This is a genomic window from Mesorhizobium sp. CNPSo 4684 (assembly GCF_057784315.1).
The window spans coordinates 80,932-105,477 of sequence record NZ_JBWLUX010000011.1 but is presented as its reverse complement, the minus strand read 5'-3'; the positions used below and the strand labels follow the sequence as shown (position 1 = coordinate 105,477).

At 62.1% G+C, this 24,546-nt stretch carries 21 protein-coding genes; 9 read left to right on the top strand and 12 right to left on the bottom strand.

From position 1 onward, the window contains the following. Positions 1-44: 44 nt before the first annotated feature. The 6 genes from AC04SG_RS12215 to AC04SG_RS12190 all read right to left on the bottom strand — a co-directional run bounded on the left by AC04SG_RS12215 (position 45) and on the right by AC04SG_RS12190 (position 6,366). Complete coding sequence (locus tag AC04SG_RS12215; protein ID WP_488551227.1) at positions 45-1,124, bottom strand: glycosyltransferase; 1,080 nt, start codon at positions 1,122-1,124, stop codon at positions 45-47. A gap of 31 nt (positions 1,125-1,155) precedes the next feature. Next, on the bottom strand, positions 1,156-2,487 hold the full coding sequence (locus tag AC04SG_RS12210) for a UDP-glucose dehydrogenase family protein (RefSeq protein ID WP_488551226.1): 1,332 nt from the start codon (positions 2,485-2,487) through the stop codon (positions 1,156-1,158). A 56-nt stretch (positions 2,488-2,543) separates the two neighbouring features. Next, on the bottom strand, positions 2,544-3,425 hold the full coding sequence (gene exoK / locus AC04SG_RS12205) for an endo-1,3-1,4-beta-glycanase ExoK (protein ID WP_488551225.1): 882 nt from the start codon (positions 3,423-3,425) through the stop codon (positions 2,544-2,546). Positions 3,426-3,547: 122 nt separating this feature from the next. Continuing rightward, complete coding sequence (locus AC04SG_RS12200; protein WP_192249500.1) at positions 3,548-3,943, bottom strand: hypothetical protein; 396 nt, start codon at positions 3,941-3,943, stop codon at positions 3,548-3,550. Positions 3,944-4,070: 127 nt separating this feature from the next. Then, positions 4,071-5,093 carry a glycosyltransferase family 2 protein gene (locus AC04SG_RS12195; RefSeq protein WP_488551224.1) on the bottom strand — a complete coding sequence of 341 codons (1,023 nt, stop codon included), beginning with the start codon at positions 5,091-5,093 and terminating at the stop codon, positions 4,071-4,073. Between the two features lie 145 nt (positions 5,094-5,238). Next, positions 5,239-6,366 (bottom strand): nucleotidyltransferase family protein, encoded by a 1,128-nt coding sequence (locus AC04SG_RS12190; RefSeq protein WP_488551223.1) that lies wholly within the window; start codon positions 6,364-6,366, stop codon positions 5,239-5,241. A gap of 496 nt (positions 6,367-6,862) precedes the next feature. Here AC04SG_RS12190 and AC04SG_RS12185 point away from each other — a divergent pair, with 496 nt between their 5' ends. The 6 genes from AC04SG_RS12185 (at position 6,863) to AC04SG_RS12160 (ending at position 12,692) form a co-directional block, all read left to right on the top strand. Further along, the gene (locus AC04SG_RS12185; protein ID WP_023684233.1) at positions 6,863-7,015 is read left to right on the top strand and encodes a lasso RiPP family leader peptide-containing protein; all 153 of its coding nucleotides are present in this window, start codon (positions 6,863-6,865) and stop codon (positions 7,013-7,015) included. Between the two features lie 176 nt (positions 7,016-7,191). Then, positions 7,192-7,461 carry a PqqD family protein gene (locus AC04SG_RS12180; protein WP_488551222.1) on the top strand — a complete coding sequence of 90 codons (270 nt, stop codon included), beginning with the start codon at positions 7,192-7,194 and terminating at the stop codon, positions 7,459-7,461. Positions 7,462-7,588: 127 nt separating this feature from the next. Next, positions 7,589-7,963, top strand: a complete 375-nt coding sequence (locus AC04SG_RS12175; RefSeq protein ID WP_488551221.1) for a lasso peptide biosynthesis B2 protein — start codon at positions 7,589-7,591, stop codon at positions 7,961-7,963. A gap of 3 nt (positions 7,964-7,966) precedes the next feature. Continuing rightward, positions 7,967-9,886 (top strand): lasso peptide isopeptide bond-forming cyclase, encoded by a 1,920-nt coding sequence (locus AC04SG_RS12170; protein ID WP_488551220.1) that lies wholly within the window; start codon positions 7,967-7,969, stop codon positions 9,884-9,886. Further along, positions 9,883-10,851: a phosphoenolpyruvate carboxykinase (ATP) gene (locus tag AC04SG_RS12165; protein WP_488551219.1), complete on the top strand. Its 969-nt coding sequence runs from the start codon at positions 9,883-9,885 to the stop codon at positions 10,849-10,851. Before AC04SG_RS12170 ends, AC04SG_RS12165 begins: the two co-directional genes overlap by 4 nt. Before the next feature lie 5 nt (positions 10,852-10,856). Then, positions 10,857-12,692: an ABC transporter ATP-binding protein gene (locus tag AC04SG_RS12160; RefSeq protein WP_488551218.1), complete on the top strand. Its 1,836-nt coding sequence runs from the start codon at positions 10,857-10,859 to the stop codon at positions 12,690-12,692. A 46-nt stretch (positions 12,693-12,738) separates the two neighbouring features. Here the strand turns inward: AC04SG_RS12160 and AC04SG_RS12155 are convergent, their stop codons facing one another. Next, positions 12,739-13,011, bottom strand: coding sequence for an exopolysaccharide production repressor protein (locus AC04SG_RS12155; protein WP_488551217.1), 273 nt, complete (start codon positions 13,009-13,011; stop codon positions 12,739-12,741). Positions 13,012-13,618: 607 nt separating this feature from the next. Here AC04SG_RS12155 and AC04SG_RS12150 point away from each other — a divergent pair. The 3 genes from AC04SG_RS12150 to AC04SG_RS12140 all read left to right on the top strand — a co-directional run bounded on the left by AC04SG_RS12150 (position 13,619) and on the right by AC04SG_RS12140 (position 16,930). Next, the gene (locus AC04SG_RS12150) at positions 13,619-14,296 is read left to right on the top strand and encodes a sugar transferase (RefSeq protein ID WP_112560555.1); all 678 of its coding nucleotides are present in this window, start codon (positions 13,619-13,621) and stop codon (positions 14,294-14,296) included. A 175-nt stretch (positions 14,297-14,471) separates the two neighbouring features. Then, positions 14,472-15,722 carry a polysaccharide biosynthesis/export family protein gene (locus tag AC04SG_RS12145; protein WP_488551216.1) on the top strand — a complete coding sequence of 417 codons (1,251 nt, stop codon included), beginning with the start codon at positions 14,472-14,474 and terminating at the stop codon, positions 15,720-15,722. A 116-nt stretch (positions 15,723-15,838) separates the two neighbouring features. After that, on the top strand, positions 15,839-16,930 hold the full coding sequence (locus AC04SG_RS12140) for an acyltransferase family protein (protein WP_488551215.1): 1,092 nt from the start codon (positions 15,839-15,841) through the stop codon (positions 16,928-16,930). A 206-nt stretch (positions 16,931-17,136) separates the two neighbouring features. Here the strand turns inward: AC04SG_RS12140 and AC04SG_RS12135 are convergent, their stop codons facing one another. From AC04SG_RS12135 to AC04SG_RS12115, 5 genes are all read right to left on the bottom strand, one after another. Next, positions 17,137-18,420: an O-antigen ligase family protein gene (locus tag AC04SG_RS12135; RefSeq protein WP_488551214.1), complete on the bottom strand. Its 1,284-nt coding sequence runs from the start codon at positions 18,418-18,420 to the stop codon at positions 17,137-17,139. A 295-nt stretch (positions 18,421-18,715) separates the two neighbouring features. Next, positions 18,716-19,543 carry an SDR family NAD(P)-dependent oxidoreductase gene (locus AC04SG_RS12130; protein ID WP_488551213.1) on the bottom strand — a complete coding sequence of 276 codons (828 nt, stop codon included), beginning with the start codon at positions 19,541-19,543 and terminating at the stop codon, positions 18,716-18,718. Between the two features lie 96 nt (positions 19,544-19,639). Then, entirely contained in the window at positions 19,640-20,125 is a 486-nt protein-coding gene (locus AC04SG_RS12125) for an acetone carboxylase subunit gamma (RefSeq protein WP_488551212.1), read from the bottom strand. After that, positions 20,122-22,326, bottom strand: a complete 2,205-nt coding sequence (locus AC04SG_RS12120) for a hydantoinase B/oxoprolinase family protein (protein WP_488551211.1) — start codon at positions 22,324-22,326, stop codon at positions 20,122-20,124. The genes AC04SG_RS12125 and AC04SG_RS12120 overlap by 4 nt, the downstream gene beginning before the upstream one ends. A gap of 14 nt (positions 22,327-22,340) precedes the next feature. Continuing rightward, positions 22,341-24,482 (bottom strand): hydantoinase/oxoprolinase family protein, encoded by a 2,142-nt coding sequence (locus tag AC04SG_RS12115; RefSeq protein WP_488551210.1) that lies wholly within the window; start codon positions 24,480-24,482, stop codon positions 22,341-22,343. Between the last annotated feature and the right edge of the window lie 64 nt (positions 24,483-24,546).

Genomic DNA, 24,546 nt, shown 5'->3' with positions numbered 1-24,546 from the left:
CGCCCGGCGCCGCAGCGTGTCAGATGAATTCCAACGCGACGCGTTTAGGCTGCGCGCTCCAGGCCGAGACGCCTTGCGCTGTCGAGCATGCCCATGAACGTGGCAAACTGACGGTCCGGGTTCATTTGCGGCCGCTCCGAAAACTGACGTGCTGCCGCTGACAGCCGCTTGTACTCGGCCTCGTCGCTCCACAGCCGTCTGACCGCTGCGACCCAGTCGGCGAGCGGGGCATCGTAGTCCAGCACCACGCCACCGGAGCCGATCGCTTCCGGCAGCCCGCCGCGCCGCGAGCCGACCACAGGAATGCCGCTGCAATGCGCTTCCGACGCCACCCGGCCCCAGGCCTCTTCCCATTTGCTGGGCGCAAGCAGGATTTTCGTGCGGCCGTAGACCGTCTTCATGTCGCTGGTGCGGCCTTCCAGCTTGACGTTTTGGAGGGGAGAGATTGTTGCTTCGATCCGGGCTCGATGATCGTCGTCGAGCTTCCAGCTTTCGACGAACAAGAACGGGATCTCGGGACAGGCGGCGGCAATGCGCACTGCAAGATCGAAGCCTTTTTCCTCATAGGGATTGATGAGGGTGACAAATTCACCGGTCGTCGGTGTGCTGTAGAACGCGGGATTGATGGTCGGCGGGATGACCGTCGAATCGATATCGAATTTTGCCTTGTAGGTGCGCGCCGTGAACTCGGAATTGGCAATATAGAGCGCTGAATGCAGTTCGCGCAGATCACCGGCCAGTTCGTGGAATTCGACGTTCCTGAGGTAGACGACGACAGGCACGCCTTTGGCCTGCAGCGCCTTGCCGATCGGAACCGAATTGTGGCACTGCACGACCGCGACATCCGGCCTCAACTTTTCGACGGCGAAGCCGGCCGCCTCCCAGGGAAACCACGCCCGCACCACCGGATAGCCCGGGAAATTGTCGATGACCGCGCGCTGACGAAGGAGCTTCATCTTGGCGCGCGCCCTGAAGCCGAACATGCCGTCGCCGAAAAGCGCTGCCAGCACGGATGCCTCGTGACCGTTCTCACGTAATTGCTCGACCAGGTGGTGGGTGCTCGACTGAACGCCGCCGCTGAATTGCGGCGTATAGCCGGTGCCGCCTGCAAACAGAACTTTCATGAACCTGGCTCCTCGTTGTGCCGCCCTGCCCTCACGCGGCCATCCTGCCGATCGAGAAATACTCGATGCCGTGGCGGGCGATGACCTTGGGATCGTAGAGGTTGCGGCCGTCGAAAATGACCGGCGTGGTCAGCGCATCCTTGACCGCGTCGAAGGACGGGGCGCGGAAACTCTTCCACTCGGTGGCGATCAGCAACGCGTCGGCGCCGCGCAACGCTGCCTCCTTGGTGCCGCACAAAAGCAGATCGTCGCGCAGGCCGTAGATGGCCTGGCATTCCTGCATCGCCTCGGGATCATAGGCCTGCACCTTGGCGCCGGCCTTCCACAGCGCTTCCATCAGGACGCGCGCCGGCGCCTCGCGCATGTCGTCGGTGTTGGGCTTGAAGGCGAGGCCCCAGAGCGCGAAGGTCTTGCCTTTGAGGCTACCCTTGAAATAGCGGTGCACCTTGTCGAACAGAACGGATTTCTGCTCGTTGTTGCGCTCCTCGACGGCGCGCAGCAGCTTGGCATCGAACTTGACGCCTTCGGCGGTCTTGATCAAAGCGCGGACATCCTTGGGGAAGCACGAGCCGCCATAGCCGAGGCCGGGATAGATGAAGTGGTAGCCGATGCGCGGATCCGAGCCGATGCCCTTGCGCACCTCCTCGATGTCGGCGCCGAGCTGCTCGGCCAGATTGGCCATCTCGTTCATGAAGGAAATCTTGGTCGCCAGCATGCAATTGGCGGCGTATTTCGTGAATTCGGCGCTGCGCACGTCCATCACGATCATCTTCTCGTGGTTGCGGTTGAACGGCGCATAAAGCTCGCGCATCACCGCCTCGGTGTCCTCGCTGTTGGTACCGACGATGATGCGGTCGGGCTTCATGCAGTCGGCGACGGCGGAGCCTTCCTTGAGGAATTCCGGATTGGAGGCGACATCGAAAGCCAGATCCTGGCGGCCGCGCGCCTTCAGGGTCTCGGCGATTTTGGCCTTGACCTTTTCACAGGTGCCGACCGGCACGGTCGACTTGCCGACCACGATCTTGGGGCTGTCCATCTCACGGCCGATGGTCTCGGCCACCGCAAGTACATATTTGAGGTCGGCCGAGCCGTCCTCGCCGGGTGGCGTGCCGACCGCGATCATCTGGATTTCGCCATGCTTAACGGCGGCGGCGGCATCGGTGGTGAATTTAATGCGGCCGGCGGCGTGGTTCTCCTTGACCAGAGCCTCCAGGCCCGGCTCGAAAATCGGCACGAGGCCCTGGTTGAGCCTTTCGACTTTCTTTTCGTCGACATCGACGCACACCACCTGGTGCCCGACTTCCGCCAACACCGCGGCCTGCACCAGACCGACATAGCCAATTCCAAAGACCGTCAAATTCATTCGGGTTAATTCCTGTTCACGCCCTTTGGCCTGATATGGGCCGAGCCGGTTCAGATCTACTTTATGCTGCTTACACTACATGCCAGCGATTCCGGAAACTGGCACGGCTGGCCGAGCGCGGTGAAGGCGACGCGTTGCACCTGCATCGACACCTGGCGGCCGGGATCCGAAAAAGCGCCCATCCAGTTGGTCAGCGTGTCGCTGCCCCAGAGGCTGAAGAATATCTTCTGCGAATGGGTCGGCAATTGCTCGGGATTGGTCACTTCCTGGACCAGCTTGCCGTTGACGTACCAGCGCAGCCGGTCCTTTTCCCAGATGAAGGCGTAGTCGTTGAAGCCCTTGTCGGTGCCGCCTTCGACTTCGGCCAGCTTCTCGTTCTTCGGTTTGCCGGCGATGTAGCTGTTGACCTGCACCTTGGAGGTGTCCTTGGTCAGGACCTCGAAGTCGATCTCGTACCACGGCTGTTTGTCGGCGGGGCCGATATAGGTGAAGAAAGCGGCGTTGAGGCCGGAACCGGTGTCCGTCTTCATCCGCGCTTCATAGGTTCCGTAGCCAAAACGCTGCTTGGTCTGGATCTCGGCGCAGGCGAATTCGCGATCCTTCAATTTGCGCTTTTCGAAGCCGAGCGTCAGCATGTTGTCGGAAAGTTTGACCAGGCTTTTCGACCAGGTGCAGTTCTGATGGTTGCCGTTCGACCAGCCGTCGGAGACAAACCAGCGCGATCGATCGAAACTCTTGAAATCGTCGACGAAGGACGGCGCGCTTTTCATCTCCGGCGAGGCGTCCTGGGCACGGGAGGGCTGCGCGGCGCCGAACAGAGCTGCGGCTGCCGCCAGCAGAAGCGCACCAACGGACAGAAGACGCAACGGCCGATTTGGCTGCGCCGAAATCATGGCATCGACGGCCATGATGGGGATCGTCTTCGGATCTACGTTCATATCAATTCACCTTTGTGCTGTTCCGCCCCAACCCAAAGTCACCGACTGGCCCACATCCCAACGGGCCGATCCCGATCCTCCGTCCCCTCGAACTTTCTCGTTTGTGCCTCGTATTACCGGCTTCAGCCGGAGCGGCCTGCGGATTTGACGTCTTCGGCCTGAGAATCAGGACCCAAGGCATTCTCGTCGACAATCGCGTCGAGTGAATGACGCAGTTCCTTCATCCGGCTGGTCTGGCGCACCAATTCGGCGATGCGTTGTTCGCAGTTCAGGATCGATTTCGTCAACTCGCCGATCTCAGACATCCTGCTTGCCGACGCCGAGCCATTCTCCATCGACTCGACCAGGAAGGCCGCGTTGGTGGACTTCGACCGATAGCGATTCTCCAGCCCGGTTTTCTCAGCCGCGATCTCGGCCGTGATCTGATCCAGCAACTTTGCCAGACGGTCAAAACGCGCCAGATCGGTCTGCTTGTCCCGGGCCGGGTCCCTGGACCTGAAGCCGAAAATTGAAGCCATCCGGTTGGCCTTCCAAAATTGCTGCACCGCAACATACAGTGCCATCGTCGGGACGCGGAGGCAACCTCCGAGTTTCAGAAAGGCATTTTTTTCAGCTTCCGTGCTCGTTGCCGCGGACTGGAGAGGCCTACTTGTTCGGGGACGTGCTGGTCCCCGCCATCAGGTACCGCAAGGGCGGGACCGGCTGCTGTCTCGGTGACAAACCTACGTGACGAAACAACGCATCGAGCTTGTCCGAGGCCACACCGCAAACGATGGGAATGAGGTTCGACTGGCTGGCCAGCGCATAGGCGGCTGCAGAAGCCATGCCGCGCTCGGCCTTCACATCGAGGAAATTGCGCAGCCGGTATTTGTCGCGCACGTGCCGCTCATGCTTGCGCAGAACGGCCTTGGAGCCTTCCGGCAGGCTGTCGATCTTGAGAAGCGCCAGATCGGCGTCGGCCAGGCGCTTCAGATCCTGCGTCTTGTGCCGGCCACTCAGCGAATCGGCGCGCACGATCGCGCCGTAGCCGCAGGACCGGATGACCTTGAACCGCGCGCCGAGGGCAAAGGCACGGGCATAGAGTTCGTAATCTTCGCCCAGACGCAGGGTTTCGTCGTAGCGCAGCTCATGCCTGTCGAGGAAAGCCCTTGAAATGACCGGCTTGAGAAAGCCGAGCTCGCCGCGCTGGACGCGCCTCCTGGAAATGTTGCCTTCGATGAAACGCTCGAAGTCGAGGAACTCCGGATCCGCCGAAAAGGCCGGCGCGACGATTTTGGAAACATCGGTCGCCGTATCGTCGCGGATCAGCATGATGTTGTCGGCGGCAAAATCCCAGTCGGTGCTGGCAAACAGCTGGCGGAACCGGCCCTCGAGGAAGAAGTCGTCGGCGTCGAGAATGCTGATGAATGGCGATTTGGAGCCGGCAATGGCGGCGTTGCGGGCGAAGGAAGGGCCGCGATTGACGTCGAGGCGGATAACCGACAGCCGGCCGCTGCCATCGTCGGCGGCAGTGGCGACTTTTGCGGTGTCGTCGGTGGAGGCATCGTCGACGACGACGACTTCCGCCACCTCCGGCTCGCGCAGCGCCGAGGCGATGGCCGCGGGAATGGTGCGGGCCGCGTTGCGGGCCGCGATGATCACGCAGACCTGGGATTCTGTCATGGACATAGGGTGGCCTTTCGATTGCATAAATTGTTGCGAGGCCCCTCGCCCTTCCGGCGCACGGCGCCGGATCCCGATTCATCCTCCCGTGATCCATCGCCAGCGAATCGGGACGGAACTTTCTCTGCCTGCTGTCTGACGACCCTCGTCATCACCGGCTTTCCGGTCGCTCAAAGATCCGCCGGCTGAGGTCGGCGGACGCGGCCCAGCCTGCTTCGGTCAGGTAGCGGACAGGTTCGCGGCCGCATAGTTCCCACAAAACGGTGCGCCGTTGCGGCCATCTCAGCGACGACAGCCACGGCGCGATAACCATGTGGAACAGGTCTTCATTGCCGATGCGTGACAGGATCCTGGTGGCCCGATCCGAGAGCAGCGTGCCGGCGCCGCCAAGCAGCACGTCGGCGGCGCGCAAGCCCAGGAGCAGCGTGTCGGCCAGCCCCTGCTCGGCCGCGTAGTCGAGCACATTCTGCTGCTCGGCCTCGCTTAGGCGGCTGGCCGCGGCCCTGATGTCGCAGACATAACCCGCGCATGGCTCGCGGTTGAACAGCGCCTTGGCGACACTGATGCAGGACAAGAGCAAGGTGTCGGAACCCGAGATGAAAGGTACGCTGGAGCCGGCGATCGCAAGCGCGCGCTTGCGGCGCAGAAAGCCGTCCGTGTCGCGTGGGCTTGGCGATCCCGGCTGCTGCAGCCGATAGTGGAGATCGACGGTGGACAATTTAGGACCCTGGCTGCGAACCATATGCTGTTCGCCCAAAAACCGCACCCACCAGACGGAGCGGGACTTGCCGGCGACCTCGTAGCCGATCGAGCGCAGCGCATCGCGGGCTTTGAAGAAGCCGGCTGGCGACACCAATATGTCGACATCGCCGGACGGCTTCATGAAATGGTCGCCATAGAGCAGTTGCTGCTGGAACGGTCCCTTCAGGAAGACGAAATCGATCTTGCTGTCGCGCAGCGCCTCGTCGATGGCCATCGAGTCCATGATGCCGGACGAGTTCATCGCGATCGTGCGCCGGCGGTAGGTGTCGAGCCACTCGAGCAGCCCAGGCGGGGTCTCGCCCACGGGTGGGCGCGACAGCGCCTTCAGCACAAAGGTCGCGACCTTGTTCAGCCGCGCGATGTCGCAGACATCGGCAACGGAGATAGCCGGTGCAGGCGCAGTGCTGGCGCTCGCCTCCGGGTTGAAGAACAGCCGCAGGCACGCCTGCACATAGGCCACTTCGTCGGCGCAGCCGGCGGCGCGCAACCTCTCGAAGGTCCCTTCCTGCAAGGCCATATGCTGCAGCATCTCCGCAAAAATTTTGTGAGGCGCGTTATATTGCAAGTGCGAAGCAAAGCATCGCCAAATTAAGCTGCCGCGTCCAGTTTTTCCTTCGGAGCCGACCTCACCACAACCATAGCGTTTAGCGGCACAATTGTGCAACGCAGCACAGGGGTCGCCGGAATCGGATCGGCCGACAGCACGCCTGCAGCAATTTCCGTGCGGCTTTGCTCGAGCCTAAAAGGCGGGCATTCCAAGTAGAAAATTTAGTGTAATTAAATCAGATGCTTAATTAATCACCACGGATATATTGTTGAATTCGCTTGGGATGCGCGGCTAGAGTGCAGGTGCAAGCATTTTGATCACCATTGAAGGCGGTCGCAACCGAGAATTGATTAACGGCGGGTAAATCAGGCTTGACTCATAAATGCTGCTATGCAGCTATTGCGGTGCAGCAATACATCGCTGCCGGCAATCGACAGGCCGCTTCCAGTCCGTATCGGAGAGTAAAATGGAACAGAATGTTGAAAAGCATGAGTACGAAACCCCAAGCCTGACGGTCCACGGCTCGATCGAGACCATCACGCAAGGCGGTAGCGGCACCACGGCACTCGACGCCTCTTTTCCGGCACATACGCCGGTCGGCGAACTCACCTTCTCCTGAGACTCTCTTCTCGTTGGGGTGACAAAGTCCGGACTCTGAAACAGAGCGCACTAAGGAGAGTCGGGGCTCAGGCCCCGGCTCTTGCGCTTGTCCGGAATTGCCGAAGCGTTGGTGTGGTGAGCAGTGTCGTGTGAGCGAGGTTTAGGATGGACTGGAACCCCTCGGAGCATGATCGGGTGAGCGCGAGCACGGATGCGGTTGCCTGCGAATTCGGCAACGGCCTGGCGCTGCTCGATATGCGATCCAACATCTATTACAGCCTGAACAGCGTCGGGGCCTATATCTGGGAACTGATCCAGCAGCCGAAGCCGATCGCGGAAATCCGCAGCGCCGTGCTCGAGCGCTACAATGTCGAGCCCGAACGCTGCAAGGCCGATGTCGACGGATTGTTGAAAGGCCTGGCGGACGCCGGGCTTGCGAGGCTCCATGATGAGGAACTTGTCTAGAGCGTTTCACCGTTTCACAGAAACGGCGAACCGCTCTATCTCTTTGTTTTCACGCAATTCCGGACGGGAAAACCGCACGCACTTTCCCTGGAATTGCTCCAGGGTTTTCTCGCTGAGCTGGCCGGAGATGCTCTTCCTCGCCCACTGCCTCGCGGTGGTTGCAGCGGTGAGACTGGGGCTGACGCTGCTTTCGTACAACAAAGTTCGCAGCATGGTGACGCGGCTCGACGCGAGCGCGCCGGCCGGCATCGGCGATCTCAGGCGCGTCGCCTGGGGCGTTGCGGCCGCGGCGCGGCTGGTGCCGGGCGCAAGCTGCCTCACCCAGGCGCTTTCCGGCCAGTATTTGCTTGCCCGCCAGGGCAACGCTTCGAAGATCCGCATCGGCATCGAGCGCGATACCGGCACTGAATTGAAGGCGCATGCCTGGCTGGTCAGCGGAGACCACATCGTGCTTGGCGGCTCGCTTGGCAGGTTTACCCATCTCGTCGATCACGGCCAGTGACCGATGAGCGGCGTCGCCGGAATTCTGCTCAGGCAGGAAGGCAAGCCGGCCGCTGCGGCTGACATCCAGCGCATGCTTGCCCGCATGCAGCATCGCGCGCCTGACGGCAGTTCGTGGTGGATGGACGCAAGCGTCGTTCTTGGCCACGCCTGGCTCAACACCACCGATGAAGCCGGCCCCGGCCCGCTGACGATGGCCGGCGGCAAGCTCGCGATCACCGTCGACTGCCGGCTGGACAATCGCGACGAATTGCTGGCCAGGCTCGGCATCAGGGACAGTTCGGTCGCTGACGCCGTGCTGTTGATGCGCGCCTATCTGCGCTGGGGCGAAGCCTGCCCCGAACATCTGCAGGGCGACTTCGCCTTCGCCCTCTGGGATGGCGAGCGCCGGCAGCTGTTTTGCGTGCGCGACCATTTCGGCGTCAAACCGTTCTACTACCATTCGAGCGACCGGCACTTCGTCTTTGCCTCGGAGATCGGGCCGATCCTCGATGTCGACGGCGTCGACATGCGCATCAGCGAACACCAGATTTCCGGATTTCTCGCTGGGCTGCCCGACGATCCGCAGTCAACAGCCTACGCCGACATTTTCCGCCTGCCGGCGCGCCACAGCCTGACCGTGACCGGCAATCAGGTAGTGTTGCGCCGCTACTGGCAGATCGAGCCATCACCAAGGCCGATGCGGGCGGACGCTGCCGAGGAATTCCGCCATCTGTTTACGCAATCGGTCCGCAACCGCATGCGCGGCACGCCGGCGGTCGGCGCGATGCTGAGCGGAGGGCTCGATTCCTCCTCGATCGCTTGCGTTGCGGGCATGCAGAATGCGGCGCAGCGAAAGCCGAGGCCGCCGACTTTCTCGCTGGTGTTCGAAAAAGGCTCGCCGATGGACGAGCGGCCTTTCATCGAGGCGGTGCTTGCGCAGCAGAAGGTCGACGGCACCCTGATTTCCGTCGGCAACTATGCGCCCTTCGCCGAGTTCGAGCGCATCCTGGAAGAGCAGGAAGAAACGTTTCTGGCGCCTGGCCTGTCGCTGACCCGCGACATCTACAGAACCGCCGGCGCCAAAGGCATGAAGGTGCTTCTGGACGGCCATGGCGGCGACGAGGTGGTTTCGCAGGGCCACGGCCATCTGCACGAACTCGCCGATGCCGGCAAATGGATGGAGCTTTGGCGCGAGTTGCGCAGCGCTTCCAACACTTATGGCGACGGCATGCTCGGCCTCTACTATCAATTCCTCACCCTTTACGGGCCGGCCTGGCGCATCGCCAAAATCAAACGGCTCGCGAACCGCGCGCTGAGCAAATTACGACGCCGTCCAACTGGGCGGCCGGCGACAAGCTGGCGCGGCCTGATCAATCCGGATCTGGCGATGCGGACGGACCTCGTCGAGCGGTTTCGCCGGGCTGGCTACATGCCGCCCGCGGTCAGCGCCAGCGAGACCTTGACCCATCGCTGGCTGCTGTCGAACGGGATGGTACCGCACGCTTTCGAGGTTCTCGACAAGGCCGCGGCGAATTTCGGCGTCGAGCCGCGCTACCCCTTCTGGGACATGCCGCTGGTCGAGTTCTGCCTGGCGCTGCCTGGCGCGGAAAAGCTGAACCAAGGCTTTGGCCGTTCGGTGCTGCGGCGCGCCATGGAAGGAATTCTGCCGCCGGCGGTGCAGTGGCGGCGCGACAAGATCGATTTCACCTCCAATTTGGTCAAAGGCATGCTCGGCAATCACCGCGATCTCCTCGACAAGGTGCTGGTGGCGGATGCGGCGCTGATTGCCCCTTACGTCAACCTGCCCGAAGTGACCGCCGCCTATGGCCGCATTTCCAGCCAACCTGAGGCCGCCACATTGCCCGATGTCCAGTATGTCTGGCGCTCGATCGCGCTGTCGCTGTGGTTAAGGCAGGTGCAACTGCGCGAGAGCCACGCATGATGCCAGCCAACATGCCACTCGCCGCCGATGACCGGCACCCAAGTGCTCCCCGCGTACAGCGCTTCTACAAGGCCTATGGCCTGACGGTCGCTTCGCAGATCGAGCTGCCCGAGCTGGAGCCGAGCGCACCAGCTCCTGCCGACGTCCTGATCACGGTCGGCCCGATCGACTTGCCAAAACCTTCGCCCCAGACTGGAACTGCTTTCCGCTTCGAGCCGCGGCAGCAATATCTGGCATGGCAGACCGTCGGCGCCTTCCTGATCACCGATGCCTGCCGCATCGAGGTCGAGCCGGCGCCTGATGTCGACGATGCGCTGCTGGCGTTTCCGCTGCTCGGCCCGGTCATGGCGCTGCTCCTGCACCAGCGCGGCCTGCTCATCCTGCATGCCAGCGCCATTGCCGTCGGCGGCAAGAGCGCTGTTTTCATGGGCGACAAAGGCGCCGGCAAATCGACGACGGCAAGCGCTATGATCGGGGCCGGACATCGCATGCTGACCGACGATGTCGTAGCGCTCGATCTCACCGAACAGCCGATGATCGTTCCGGGCTTTCCGCAGTTGAAGCTCGCCGCCGATGCCGCCGCCGCGTTTCCCATCCGGCAAGCAGAGATACGCCCGCAGGTGCATGCGGCGATCGACAAGATGCAGCATCGCCTGCGTGGCGGATTTTCAAGCGACATGGTGCCGGCAACGCGGATCTACATCCTCGAGCGCGGCGAAAAGGCAGCGATTACGCCGCTGCCGAACATGGGCGCCCTGCCGGCTATCATCAAATTCTCCTATGTGACGCGGTTCGGTCGCCCGGCCCTGGTCGGCGATTTTGCCACGACGCACCTCCGCCAATGCGCAGCCCTCGCCAGCCAGATCGGCGTCTGCCGCCTCGAAGTGCCGACCGGGCTCGACCGTATCGGCGAGGCCGTCGCCCTGATCGAAAACGATCTGGCCGCCGACAACCGGCCGCGGTGAGCAACATGTCGGTATCGAAGATCTTGCAACTGTCGTTTTACCGAGATGTCGCCGGGTTCGGCGCCGCCATGGCCCGGATTGGCGGGCGCAGGACGCTGACGGCGCTGCTGTTCCTGATCCTGGGGAGCCTGACGGAAGGCATCTCGATCCTGCTTTTGGTGCCGCTGCTGCATCTGGTCGGCCGGCCCGAGCAGAATTTTGCGGTCAAGCTGCCGAACAACGACTTCGTGCGCTGGCTGGCGCCGGACGGGACGTTGCAATTGACGACAGTGCTTTGCCTGCTGGTCGGGCTTGTCGCGTTGCAAGCAGCGTTCAATCGCTACAAATCCGTCTACATGGCGCGGCTGCTGCTCGACTTCATCAACCGCCTGCGCATGAACCTGTTCGAGAGCATCGGCAAAGCGCGGTGGGGCATTTTTGCGCGCATGCGCAGTTCCGACCTCGACCATGCGCTGACCGGCGACATCGACCGCGTTCAGTCAGCCGCCTTCTCGCTGCTGATGCTGGTGCAGATCGCTGTGCTTCTGGCAGGCTATCTCGTGGTTTCGCTGTTTATTTCGCCTGTCATGACGGCCTTCGCCATCGTCGTCGGCATCGTCACGTTCCTGGCTCTGCAGCCGTTTCGTGCGCGAGCCAGCGCTTTCGGCCGGGTTTTGACCACCAATCGTCAGGAGCAGTACCGCACGGTCTCGGAGTTCCTCGGCGGCATCAAGGTGGCCAAGAGCCTGAATGTCGAGGAGACCTATTACGCGCAGCTTCGCGCGACACTGGAGAAGATGAAGGCCGACAACATCAACTATGTGCGCAACAGCACCATCGGCACCGCTTTGTTCCAGGTCGCCAGCGTCATCGGGCTCAGCCTGTTCATCTACGTCGCCCTGGTTCGCTTCAACCTCTCGCTGGCCGAGATCGTCGTGCTGCTTTTGGTGTTCATGCGCATTGCGCCGCGCTTCATGGATATGCAGATGCAAGCGCAGCAAGTGCTGATCAATCTGCCTGCCTATGCCTCGATGCGTGACATGCAGGCGCGTTTCGACGCCGAGCGCGAGCCTGCGAACCTCGAATCCGATGCCAAGCTGTGGCTGGATATCGGGCTCAACATCCGCAATGTTTCCTTTGCCTATGAGCCCGGCGGCAAGCCGGTGGTGAGCGACATCACCTTCGGTCTTCCCGCCGGCAAGGTAACGGCACTGATCGGCCCGTCAGGCTCGGGCAAGAGCACGCTTGCCGACATGCTGCTGGGCCTGCTGGAGCCGAGCGAAGGCAAGATCCTGGCCGATGGCGTCGAGATCAATTCGACGAACCGTCGGCATTGGCGCGATCGGGTGGCGTATGTACCGCAGGATGTGTTCCTGCTCCACGACACGATCGCCGCCAATCTGCGTCTTGCCGCGCCACAAGCCAGTGACGCGGAGTTGTGGACTGCACTTCGCGCGGCGCACGGCGCTGACTTTGTCGAAAAGCTGGAACTGCGGCTCGACACGGTGGTCGGCGACCGTGGCGTGCGGCTCTCAGGCGGCGAACGCCAGCGCATTGCACTGGCGCGCGCGTTGCTGCGCAAGCCCTTGCTGCTCATTCTCGACGAGGCGACCAGCGCGCTCGACTGGCAGAACCAGTCTCTGATCGCCAAATCGATCGACGGCTTGCGCGGATCGATGACGATCCTGACCATCGCGCACAGGCCGTCGATGATCGCCTTCGCCGACTGGGTGGTTGCGATCGAAACCGGCCGGATCGTCGAAGTCGGGCAATATCAGAGGTTGAAGGCGAAGGCCGGCAGCCGCCTGTCGAGGATGCTTTCAGGCGAGCAATCACAACCCGAGCCGGCCGAAGCAGGCTGAGTCCGATTGCAATGTGGCCGAGGTCGCGTACGACCTCGGCCTGTGTTCAATGCACGCTGCGCCTGGCCGAGAGTTTCTCGCCTTCGGACGCCTTTTCCGCGCCGAGGCTTCGTTCGGCGTCTCGAGCCCTGTCAGCCGATGTCGGCGCGCTCCTGGCGATCATCACATAGACCAGCAGGAAATAACCTATCTGGATGAGGACAGCACAGCCGATGACGCGAAGCACCGTTGTGGAGAGCGACGCGCCGTCGAAGTACGACCACGCGACCACGATCGCGAGGGCGAAAACCATTCCGATGACGAATTTTGGTAATGACATGATCGGCGGCCCGTCAACCGGCCCGAGCATGCAAAAGCGATGACTTACCCACCCGAGTATCTCCCCATTCGCCATGCGAGCTTATTCAGCTGCTCTTTTTCGGCCGGTTGCTTCCGGCCTTCCCAACCCATTCAGACTCTAACAGAAATAATTTGCGACTCTATTAAGGCGCGAAACTGGCGGCAAGGGCAACCGGCGACAATTTTCAATCCGCAATGGCGTTGGACTCTGCCATGCTGCGATGCACACGCAGGGGTGGTGGCCTAACTCGTCAAACGATTCTTACTTCAGTAGAATCTACAATCTTGATTAGTATTTTATTTGATTAATCTAGCAAAACGAGTGATTCGAAACCGAGTTAAAGCCATTCCCTCTGGGGCGAAGGACGATTCGCCCAAAACGGGCCGGAAAAAGGCATTACATTTCCTACCGTTGCTACTTATTCGTCACAAACTTGCCATAAAGGGCAAAATTTGGGCAGGGCGCGTTTATTATTTAGTCAATTCATGACGTGACTATTTCACTCGTATAGGAAATTGTGTGTTGCGCTGCAGCATTTTTTTGATATCGTGACATAAACCATCCGTTCAACGTATGGAGCTTTTGCATGAGGGACGTTGCCAAGTCGGCCAATGCGGCATTTTCGCAGGTCGGCGTAGATTTTCCGCCACCGATCGGCGGGCTGCTAAAGCGCAGTTTCGATATTTTCGGTTCACTTGTCGGCCTGGTGGCGCTCAGCCCACTGTTCCTGATGGTGGCCCTTCTGGTCAAGCTTTCCGACGGTGGCTCGATCTTCTACGGACACAAGCGAATCGGACGCGGCGGGCGGATCTTCCCCTGCCTCAAGTTCCGCACCATGGTCGAAGACGGCGAACGCGTGCTGACGGCTTATCTCGCGGCCAACCCGGAAGCCAACGCCGAATGGATCGCGACCCGCAAGCTGAAGAACGATCCGCGCGTCACCCGCGTCGGCGCCGTTCTGCGCAAGCTCAGCCTCGATGAGCTGCCGCAGATCATCAACATCCTGCAGGGCGACATGAGCCTGGTCGGGCCTCGGCCCGTGGTGCGCGACGAGCTTGAGATCTATGGCAGCGCCGCGGTCTACTATTTGAAGTCGCGGCCGGGCCTGACCGGGCTCTGGCAGGTCAGCGGACGCAACGATGTCTCCTATGACAGCCGCGTCGCGTTCGACCGTCACTATGTCGAGAACTGGTCGCTGTTCGAAGACGTTCGCATCATCCTCAAGACTGTGCCTGCGGTGTGGATGTCGCGCGGTTCCTACTGACCGACCGCAACTGGTCAGCAATCGGGCCGGTCCGGCCCGAAGCCAATCCGGCCCAAAGCCATTCGGCGATGGGCCGGCCTTGCATTGCAGTCGAGGTGCTTAACCGGCATTCGGCAGCAGGCCTATCGGGCGGATGGGGCCAAAACGGATCGGAAACGTTCAGTTGAAAACAGATATGTCAGCCTATTTTCGCCTTGCCGGCCCGATGCGGCCAGCACGGCTCGTCGCCACATGCCTCGCTCTGTCGCTCACGGTACCGGCCATGGCCGACGAGTACCGACTCGGCTCGCAGGACAAGCTCAACATCCGCATCGCCGAATGGCAGACCGTCGAAGGCACGTTCCGTGACTGGGCGGCGGTGAACGGCGAATATTCGGTCGGCCCGGCCGGCAATTTGTCGGTGCCGTTCGTCGGCGAATTGCCGGCCGCCGGCAAGACCACGTCGGAGGTTGCGGCCGCCATCAGCGTTGCCCTGCAGCGCAAGCTTGCCCTGTCGGACAAGCCGGAAGCCTCGGTGGAAATGGTGCAGTTCCGGCCGTTCTACATCTCGGGCGAGATCCAGACGCCTGGCCAGTTTCCCTATGTGCCCGAGCTGACCGTGCTCAAGGCGGTCAGCATCGCCGGTGGGATCCGGCGCAACGCCGACTATGGCCCGCAGATCGGCAAGGACCTGGTCACCGCCAAGGGCAATTTCGATATCTATGACGACCAGCGCGTGCGGCTGATCGTCAAGCGTGCCCGCATCGATGCGGATCTCGCCGGCAAGGCTAGTTTCGACGTGCCGAAGGAGGTCGAGGGCGATCCGCGCTTGCCAGCCATCGTCGCCGACGAGATGCAGATCCTGACGGCCGATCAGAAGGCGCTGAAGCTGAAGCTGCAGGCGCTCGACGAATTGAAGGGGGTCCTGCAGGCCGAAATCGAAGCGCTGCAGAAGAAGATCGTCAACCAGCAGCGGCAGGTCGACCTTGCCAAGCAACAGCTCGAAAGCATCAGCCCGCTGGTGCAGAAGGGCCTGGTCGTCAACACGCGTGTACTGAGCTCGGAGCAGTCCGTCGCCAATCTGCAAGGCCAGATTCTCGACTACGAGACGGCCATCCTGACCGCCAAGCAGTCGATCAGCAAGGCGTCGCAGGATGCCATTGATGCCCAGAACACCTTGAATTCGAACCTTGCCTCCAGCCGTCAGCAGGTCGAAGCCGACCTGAACGAGGCGGCGCTCAGGGTGGGCATGCAGAAAGGGCTGATAACCCAGGCATCGGATCCCGCCACGACCGCCGCCATCACAAGCGGTGAGGAGCCGACGCTTCTCTACTCGCTGGTGCGCGTTGCCGACGGCAAGACGAGCGAGATCGAGGCCAAGGAAGACACGCCGGTGCTGCCGGGCGACGTCATCAAGGTGAAGCTGGCGCCGACGGCCAGCCAGTAGTTTCGCGCAGGGCTTGTTCCGTGAGCCCGGCACGGCGGAGGCGGGAGGAACAATTTCGGCTCGTTCGCGCCCAGGCGCGGGCGAGCAATTCTATCTGGATCGCTTGAAGGCATACAATGCAGCCCGCCGCCCCGCGCCATGTCTACCTCAATCTCGACGCCATCCGCGGCGTGGCGGCGATCAGCGTGATGCTCTACCATTTCTCGCCGTTCCTGGCCGCCGGCAAGGTGCTGCCGTCGAGCTATCTCGCGGTCGATCTGTTCTTCCTGCTCAGCGGTTTCGTCATCGCGCATGCTTATGACCGCAAGATCGAAAACGGCATGGGCTTCGGCACGTTCGTGGCGATCCGCCTGATCCGCCTCTACCCGCTCTACCTTGCCGGCACGTTGCTCGGCTTCTTCTATTTGCTGGTCAAGAACCGGCTGATCCCGGCGGAATACATGCCCCTCTCGGAGATCGGCACGATGCTGACGACCGGCATGTTCTTCATCCCGCTGGTCAGCGATGCCTATCACACGATCTTTCCGCTCAATCCGGCGTCGTGGTCGCTGTTCTTCGAACTGATCGTCAACATCGCCTATGTCGCTGTCTTTTTCCTGCTGTCGAAGCGCGTGCTGACAGTCCTCATCGCCGTCAGCCTGGCGCTGCTGGTGGTCGCCTCGATCGTTGCCGGCACGCTCGACTTCGGCATGACTGGCAAGACCATCGTCAGCGGATTGCCGCGCGTCTGTTTCTCCTTCTTTCTCGGCGTGCTGCTTTGCCGATCCATGGCGCGCTACCAAAGCGGGCTCGGCTTGCTGCGGCGCGGCTGGTGGGTCGAGGCTGCGATCCCCCTGACGCTTGTCGTCTTCGCCATCGCACCGGCCGGCGACGCGCGCATCGCCTACGATCTTGCCTGTGTCGTCTTCATCTTCCCGGCCCTGGTGGTGATCGGTGCCATAGCGCCGACGGCACCCCGCCTGTCAGGCCTCTATGGCTGGCTCGGGCGGATTTCCTACCCGATCTACATCATCCACACGCCGATGCTGATGATCATCGCCGGCGCAGGCAAGGCCGCCTCGATCGACCCGTTCGCGCATCATCCCTGGTTCGGCATCGTCATGGCGGCTGCGGTCATCGTCATCGCCGACATCGCCACGCGCATCTATGACGAACCGTTGCGCCGCTTCCTGCAGCGCCTGATGCAGCGCAAGCGGGCCGTCGCCTGATCCTCCAGGACGGCCGCATATAGCGGAGGCTTTCGCCCTACGAGTACCCCCACCCTTAATCCCTCCCCACAAGGGGGAGGGAGACTTCCATTAGCGCGTTCAGCTGAACCTGATCGGCAAAGGCGCGCGGCAGCGGTCCCTCCCCCTTGTGGGGAGGGTCAGGGTGGGGGGCCCTCTTCGCAAGAATCTATTGTGCGGCTGACCTGTCAGACTCGTGCCGGCATGCGGCCGCCGGCGGCCTTCTCGTCCTGCACGGGAGCATAGGCCCGCCTTGCCCGGACCACCGGCACCGGGCGCAGCTTGAACAGGCCGTAATAGACGATGAACGAGGCCGTGAAATAGGGGCCGAGTATCTCGACCTCGAAGAAGGAGCGGATCAGCATCAAGCCGACCGCCCCGGCAAGCACCACCGAATCGGCACTCCAATCGCCGAACACCACTTTCGAGACATGGCCCCAGAAGGAGCGCAGGATGATCAGCGCCAGTATGGTCATGCCGATAAAGCCAAGCTCGACCAACGTCTCGATATAGGTGTTGTGGAAATGGAAGCCGGTGCGGGTCGAGATGTAAAACTCCGCCCAGAGCCGTTCCGGATCGGCAAAGCCCTGTATCCAGTAGGCGGCGTAGCCATAGCCGAGCACTGGATGCTGCTGCGCCGCCAGCCAGCCCTGTTCCCAGAGATAGGTGCGGCCGGTCAGCGTCGAATCCTTACCGAAGATGCCGAGCACGAAGTCGAGCAGGCCGAGGTTGAGCGCGGCCACCACACCCGAGACAAGTGCGACGGCGCCGACGACAAACATGACGCGCCGATAGGCGCGCGACAGGATTTTGCTCATGGTGAGCAAGGCAACGATGCCGATCACCGCCGGCAGCGAAGCGACCGAGGTCGCCGAATGGGCAATCGCCAGCATGTAGACCGACAACAGCATGATCGGCGCGGTCCACACGAAACTCATCCAGTTGCGCCGGTAAAAGACGAGAAAGGCAAGGCAAAAGAAGATGCCCAGCGAGGCGAAGAAGCCGACCTGGTTCTTGGAGCCGAAGGCGCCGACGAAATTGGTGGTGCCGTCGATGGTGTCGAGCGCATAGCCGCCGACCCTCAGCGAATAAAGCAGCACGACGAAGATGCCGATCAGCGAGCCCAGCACCAGCGTGCGCACGCTTATGGTGCGCGCGGCGACGTAGGCGCACAGGATGTGCGAGAAATATTGCAGCCCTGCCCGCGCACTGGTGCCGGCCGCTTGCGACCAGAAGACCGAGAGGCAGATATAGGTCACGAAGACAAGCGGCAGCCAGATGCCGGAAAGATCGCGCGTGAAGCGCCGGTAGTCGACGAACAGCAGCGGCAGCCACACCAGATAATAGGCAAGGATCAGGATCTTGCCGAAATTGGTGGAATAGGCGAAGGCAAAGACCGACACGGCAACGGCGAAGGCGGCATAGGCCTTGTTGCGTTCCGGATCGATCAGAATGGATTTCGGAATCTTCATATCCGTACCGGATTTCTCATTCCTGCGCCTTCCAACTGGGCACGCCGCCTTTCAGCCGCGCATAAGCGCCCATGAGCTGGCTTTTCCGCGTCGGCCTCGGGCGTGACGCTCGCCGGCGGCCGCACGCGACCGCTGCCTTTGCCGGAGCCCGATCTACGGGCAATCATTGTGCAGTGCAATATAACCTGTATCGCCTGTCACTCAATGGAAAAGTTGTCACGGGGCAAGTGCGCCGGCCAGAACAACCATGCAATAGCCAGATGGCGCGAATGCAGCATCGCGCAAGATCAGGCCGCTACCACAGCGCTCCGCCGGTGATCTGGATGTTTTCCATGGTGATGCCCTTGGCGAGGTCCGAACACAGGAAGACGGTCAGGGCCGCAATCTCCTGCGGCTGCAGCAAGCGCTGCTGCGGATTGCCCTTGGCGATCTCGGCCATCGCTTCCTCGGCCGTGCGGCCCTTGCCCTCGCGCTCGACAACCTGCGCCACGTTGCGGCGCATCAGTTCGGTCTCGACCCAGGTCGGGCTGATCATGACGCAGGTGACGCCATGTGCCGCCCCTTCCAGCGCCACGCAGCGGGTGAGGCCGAGAAGGCCGGCCTTGGAGGCGCAGTAGGCCGGGTTGTCCTTCCAGCCGACGGTGGCCGCCGTCGAACCTATATTGACGATGCGGCCCCAGCCGCGCTCGATCATGCCGGGCAGCACGGCTCGGGTGACGCGGAAAGCGCCGGTCAGGTTGGTGTCGACGATCTTGTCCCACAGCGCATCGGAATGACCGCAGACAGGCTGTTCGGCGGTGGTGCCGGCAGCGTTGACCAGTATGTCGGTCGGGCCGATAGCGGCTTCTGCGTCGGTCGCAAACCGGTTGGTGATCTCGCTATCGCGGACATCGAGATGCGCCGCGTGGACCCTGGTGCCATGGGCCGATAGGGCGGAGCGCACACGCTCGATCTCGTCGGCGCCCGGATAGTAGGCGGCATCGGATCTGTCCGCGCCGGCGGGCGCGATGTAGGAGCCGACGGCGACATTGGCGCCGGCCTCAGCCAGTGCCGTGGCAATGGCGAAGCCCATGCCGGAAAACCCGCCGGTGACGATGGCGCTGCGGCCGGAAAGGTCTGTCATAGGCAATGGATCTCCGACGCCGAAATCTGATGCGATAGTCTTAGACCCAGCCCGGCAACGCACGCTACCTTGCCTGCGGCGCCGGCCACGACATCACTAGAGCGGTTTGCCCAGCCATTCGCGATAGAAGCCTTCTAGATCCGGCTCGAAATCGTGTACGATCGGATAGCCGGGTGCCGCCGCTTCGACCTCGTGCATGGTGCCGCATTGCGGGCAGATGAACTCGCGAATTTCCATCCATTGCGGATCGGGGATATCGCTGTTGGGGTAGATTTCGCGCAGCGCCTCCTCGGTGTTGCGCACGATGATCGCGGCCTTCAGCTTCCAGTTCTTGCGATAGTCGCCGAAGGAATGGCCGCATTCGCAGCGGGTGATCCGCTTGTCGCCGCTCTGGCAAATGAAGAGGTGATCCGAGACCGGCAGCAGGATCGGATCCTTCCAGACGACACGGTCCTGATAGACGGCGACCATCTTGAAGAAGCGGTCATCATCCTTGTAGGCGCTCATGATGCGCCTTGTCTGCGGCCAGGGCAGCTTGCCGGCGGCCAGATCGCCGAGGACTTCCTTGCTGTATGAGGTCATGGCTTTGCTCCCGGCATGAAGATCGATTTGGCGTCGACGGTCCAGAACTCACTGAAATCTTTGGTGAAGCGCGACGAAAGCTTGATCGCGCTGGCATACATTTTCTTCACTTCCGGCGCGAAGTCGGCTTTCTCGACGCGGCTTCGCTCGGCGTCGATCCAGTCCGAAACCGGGATAGCCTTGGCCAGACGCTGCTTGCGCATGGCGGCGCGGCGTTCGACGGTGGCATCGATATCGGCAAGGGGATAACCGTCGGCGTCGTCCTTCAGCACGATGCCAAAAACCTGGATCGCCGCTTCGCGGGTGAGGTAACCGTTCTCGACATCCCATGCGGTCTTGATCGGATCGCGCTCCAGCACGTCGCCGTAACCGCCGCCGCCATTGTAGGAATGGCTGAAGATGTCACCGGACTTGTGCGGCGAGGTGATGTAGGGGCCCTCGACCACAACATGTTCGCCGGCGATGTTCTTCTCATAGTCGGAGACATGCGGGTCGATGCCGGGCGCATGCGCCAGCGGTTCGCCTTTGGCCGCCAGTTCATGGATGTTGGAGTTGCGCACGGCGCGATGCTTCTGGCAGGTCGGCGCCGGATAGCCGCCGCACATGCCGCCATTGTCGAACACCCGCGAGGAGTGCTCCGAAGTGTGCAGACGAAGGTGCGAGGTCTTGCTGATCAGCCAGGTCGAGACGAAGGAGCAGCCGCCGCGATATTTGCCGGCGCCGCCGGAGTTGGGGACGATCGAGCGGCCGATATAGACCATCGGCATGGACTGTTCCCAGACCTCGATATTGCCCATGTCCGATTCCGGGTTCCAGCCGACATAGGCGGTGTCGAGGCCATCGGCGATGGCGAGCGCGCCGGAGCCGGCGGCGGCGCATTCGAAATGCGCCATGCCGAACGGCGTGCCGTACTGGCTTTCGCCCCCCATCTCGATCATCGGGCTGTTGACCTGGCCGACGAAGGCTTCCTCGACGAAGCCGCGGGCGACGAAGCCGCGCGACAAAAGCCTCTGGAACACACCATAGGCCGGCAGCAGCAGCGCCCATGAGGTGGCGGTCGCCACCATCTCGTTGTCGGGGTTGGTCCATGTGCCATGCGGCAGTTTCAGCTCGGTCGCCATCCAGGCGCCATCATTGACCAAGCCTTCGAAATTCATGTGCTGGGTCAAGGTGACGAACATGCCGCCATCCATTCCGGCCGGCGTGCAATTCATCGAATGGTAGCCCCAGGGCTGCGTGCCCTCGAAGTCCATGGTGATCTTGCCGTCGGTGGTGATCTCCATCTCGATCGGGATGTTGTAGAGCCAGTCGGGATCGCCGAGCAGCTGGAAGCCGGGTTTGCCGGCGGTGACGTGGCCGTAGAAGGTGTGGCCGCGATAGATGCCGGGCACGGTGAGCTGGCGGGTGCGGGCGAGCTGGGCGCGGCGGCCTTCCTCGATGAACTCCTTCGACACCTTCATCCAATAGTCGAGGCCAATCTCGGAGATCAGCTGCTTGACGCTTTCGCGCATGTCGATGCAGGAGGCGACCTTGGCCTTCTCGTCGAGCACCCAGTAGATCGGCATGCGCAGATTGCGCTCGCAGCGGATGACGTAGTCGCGGCGGATCTCGTCATTCTCGCCGATCTTTTCGGCGCAGACGAACAGGCCTTCGGTAAAGCGTTCCTGTGCGAGACAGACGTCACCACCAGGCGTGATGCCGCCGGCTTCCAGCTCGTGGCAGACAGCCCCTGCCCAGCCAACCAGCGTGCCTTCATGGAAGATCGGCACCACGTCCATCACATCAGGCACCTGCACGGTGCCGATGAAGGCGTCGTTGTTGGCGAAGATATCGCCTTCGCGGATCTTCGGGTTTTCCTCGTAGTTGTTCTTGATCATCCATTTGATGAAGCGGCTCATCGTGTGGACGTGGACCATGATGCCGTTGGAGAGCGCGATGGCGTCGCCCTCCGGTGTGTAGATGGCGACCACCATCTCGCCGACCTCGCGCACGCCGGGCGAGGCCGAGATGCGGCGGGCCATTTCGCGGGCCGAGACACAATAGGCGCGCAGCTTGGTGTGCAGGGTCTCGAATTTCAGCGGATCCTGGTTGCGCAGATGGAGTTCCGTGATGCCGTCATAGCAGCCGGTCTCTTCCATGAGCCGTTCGGATTCGATCAGCCGTTCGCGGAGGCGCAGGGTGGAGGCGGGTTTGTCCAGCATGGCGTTCGCCCTTCTCAAGCGTGGGTGTAGTGCAGCAGCGTCCATTCATCGACATGGACACGGTCTTGCGGGTGAACGACGAGCGTTGTCGCCGGGTGTTCGATGATGGCCGGGCCGATGACCTCGTGGCCGGGCTGCAGCAGGTCCATCTCGTAGAGATTGGCCTTGTGCCAGCGGCCGCCAATATAGGCTTCACGCACGCCCTTGTGGGCCGATGCTGGATCCGACTTGCCGAGCGGGCGCTTGAGCAGCACCGGCTTGACCTTGTCGGCTGTGGCAATGAGGCCAAGTTCGGTGATGGTGAAGCCGGCCTCGCCATAGCGCGAGACGCGGTGGTTGACCTTGGCGTAGACCGCCTCGAACTCGTCGATGACCTTACGCATGTCATCAGCCGAATTGACCTCGGCGAGCGGCGCCATCACCTCGACGTCCTCGAGCTGGCCGGTGTAGCGCATCATGAGGAACGGCACGGTCTTGATCTTGTCGCGGGCGTGGCCGTCCTCGATCATCTCGTCGACCGCAGCCTTGGTCAGGTCGTTCCAGACAGCGGTGACCTTTTTGCCGAAGGCGAGGAGTTCGTCATCGCTCGCCCGTGCGCCGATGTCGTGCTGTGTCGATACCGAATGCCGGCGCATGAAGTCGGCGGTGGTGCAGCCGAAGGCGGAGAAGGCGGCGGCGAACTGGAAGGTGATGATGTCCTTGAAGCCGATGCCCCTGGAGCAACCGGCCAGATGCAGCGGCCCGGAGCCGCCATAGGACAGCAGGGTGAATTCGGAGGGGTGGATGCCCTGGCCCGAAATGACCCGGCGCAGGGCGTTGTTGGCGTCGGCTTCCAGCATGTCGATCATGCCTTCGGCTGCCTCTTCGACGCCGACGCCAAGGATGCTGGAGCATTTTTCCTCGAACGCCTTGCGCGCCTTCTCGACCTGCAGGACGACCTTGCCGCCGAGGAAATAATACGGGTTGAGACGGCCGAGGATGGCGTCGCAATCGGCGATGGTGGGTTCGGTGCCGCCCTTGGCGAAGCAGATCGGACCGGGATCCGAGCCCGCACTTTCCGGCCCGAGCGAGACCTTCTTGGTCAGCGGGTCGACCTTGAGGATCATGCCGGCGCCGGCGCCGATCGTGTCGAGATGCAGCGTCGGCACGTTGAGCTTGAAGCGGTCCATCAGCGGCTCGTTCTCGATCCGGGTCTGGCCGCGCGAGATGACGCCCATGTCGAAGGAGGTGCCGCCCATGTCCGAGCAGATCAGCGAATCGTTGCCGATGAGCTTGCCGACATAGGCGGCGCCGAGAATGCCGCCGATCGGGCCGGAGATCATGGTTTCGTGCAGGCGCGGATGGTTGATCGAGGTCAGGCCGCCGAAGGACAGCAAAGTCTGCACGCCGTATTTGAAGCCGTATTTCTTCGAGACGTCCTCGATACCCCTAAGCTGCTTGCGGCCGCGCGATGTGGCGTAGGCCTCGATCAGAACCGAGTTCAGCCGCGACTGTTCGCGGATGACCGGGCGGACTTCGTGGCTGGTGTAGACCAGGATGTCGGCGCCGGCCTTCTGCACCTCCTCGCGGCAGATCTCGGCGATGCGCTGTTCGTGCACCGGATTGACGTGCGAGAAGATGGTCATGATGCAGATCGCCTCGACCTTGTCGGCGATCAGTTTTTTCGCAGCGGCGGAGACCTCATGCTCATAGAGCGGCAGCACGATGTCGCCGAACTGGTCGATGCGCTCGGTGACGCCGTGGGTGCGGCGGCGCGGCACCAGCGGATCGGGATGGTGGTGGGTGACCGCATGCAGGCGATCGGCATAGGAATAGTCGGCCCAGGCCTGCAGGCCGCGGCCCATCAGGATCATGTCTTCCAGGCCCTTGGTGGTGATCAGGCCAAGCTTGCGGCCGGTGCGCGACAGCAGCGTGTTGAGCATGCCGGTGCCGGAATAGAGCACGACGTTGACGCCGGAGAAGAGCGTCTCCAGCGAGATGCCCCAGGCATCGGCCGCGTCTTCGGCGGAGGCGAGGAAGCCTTCGGCCTCGTCCTTCGGCGTGGTCGCCGATTTGCCGATCTTGAAGTGGCCGTCCTGATCGACAAGGATGGTGTCGGTCATGGTGCCGCCGGCGTCGATGCCGATAACGATGGGGTTGGTGGTGATCTGGTCCACGGGTCGCCTTCCCTCTTCGAGAATGACCGCAAGCTAGAGGTTCGGTGCCGGATCGCGCCATATG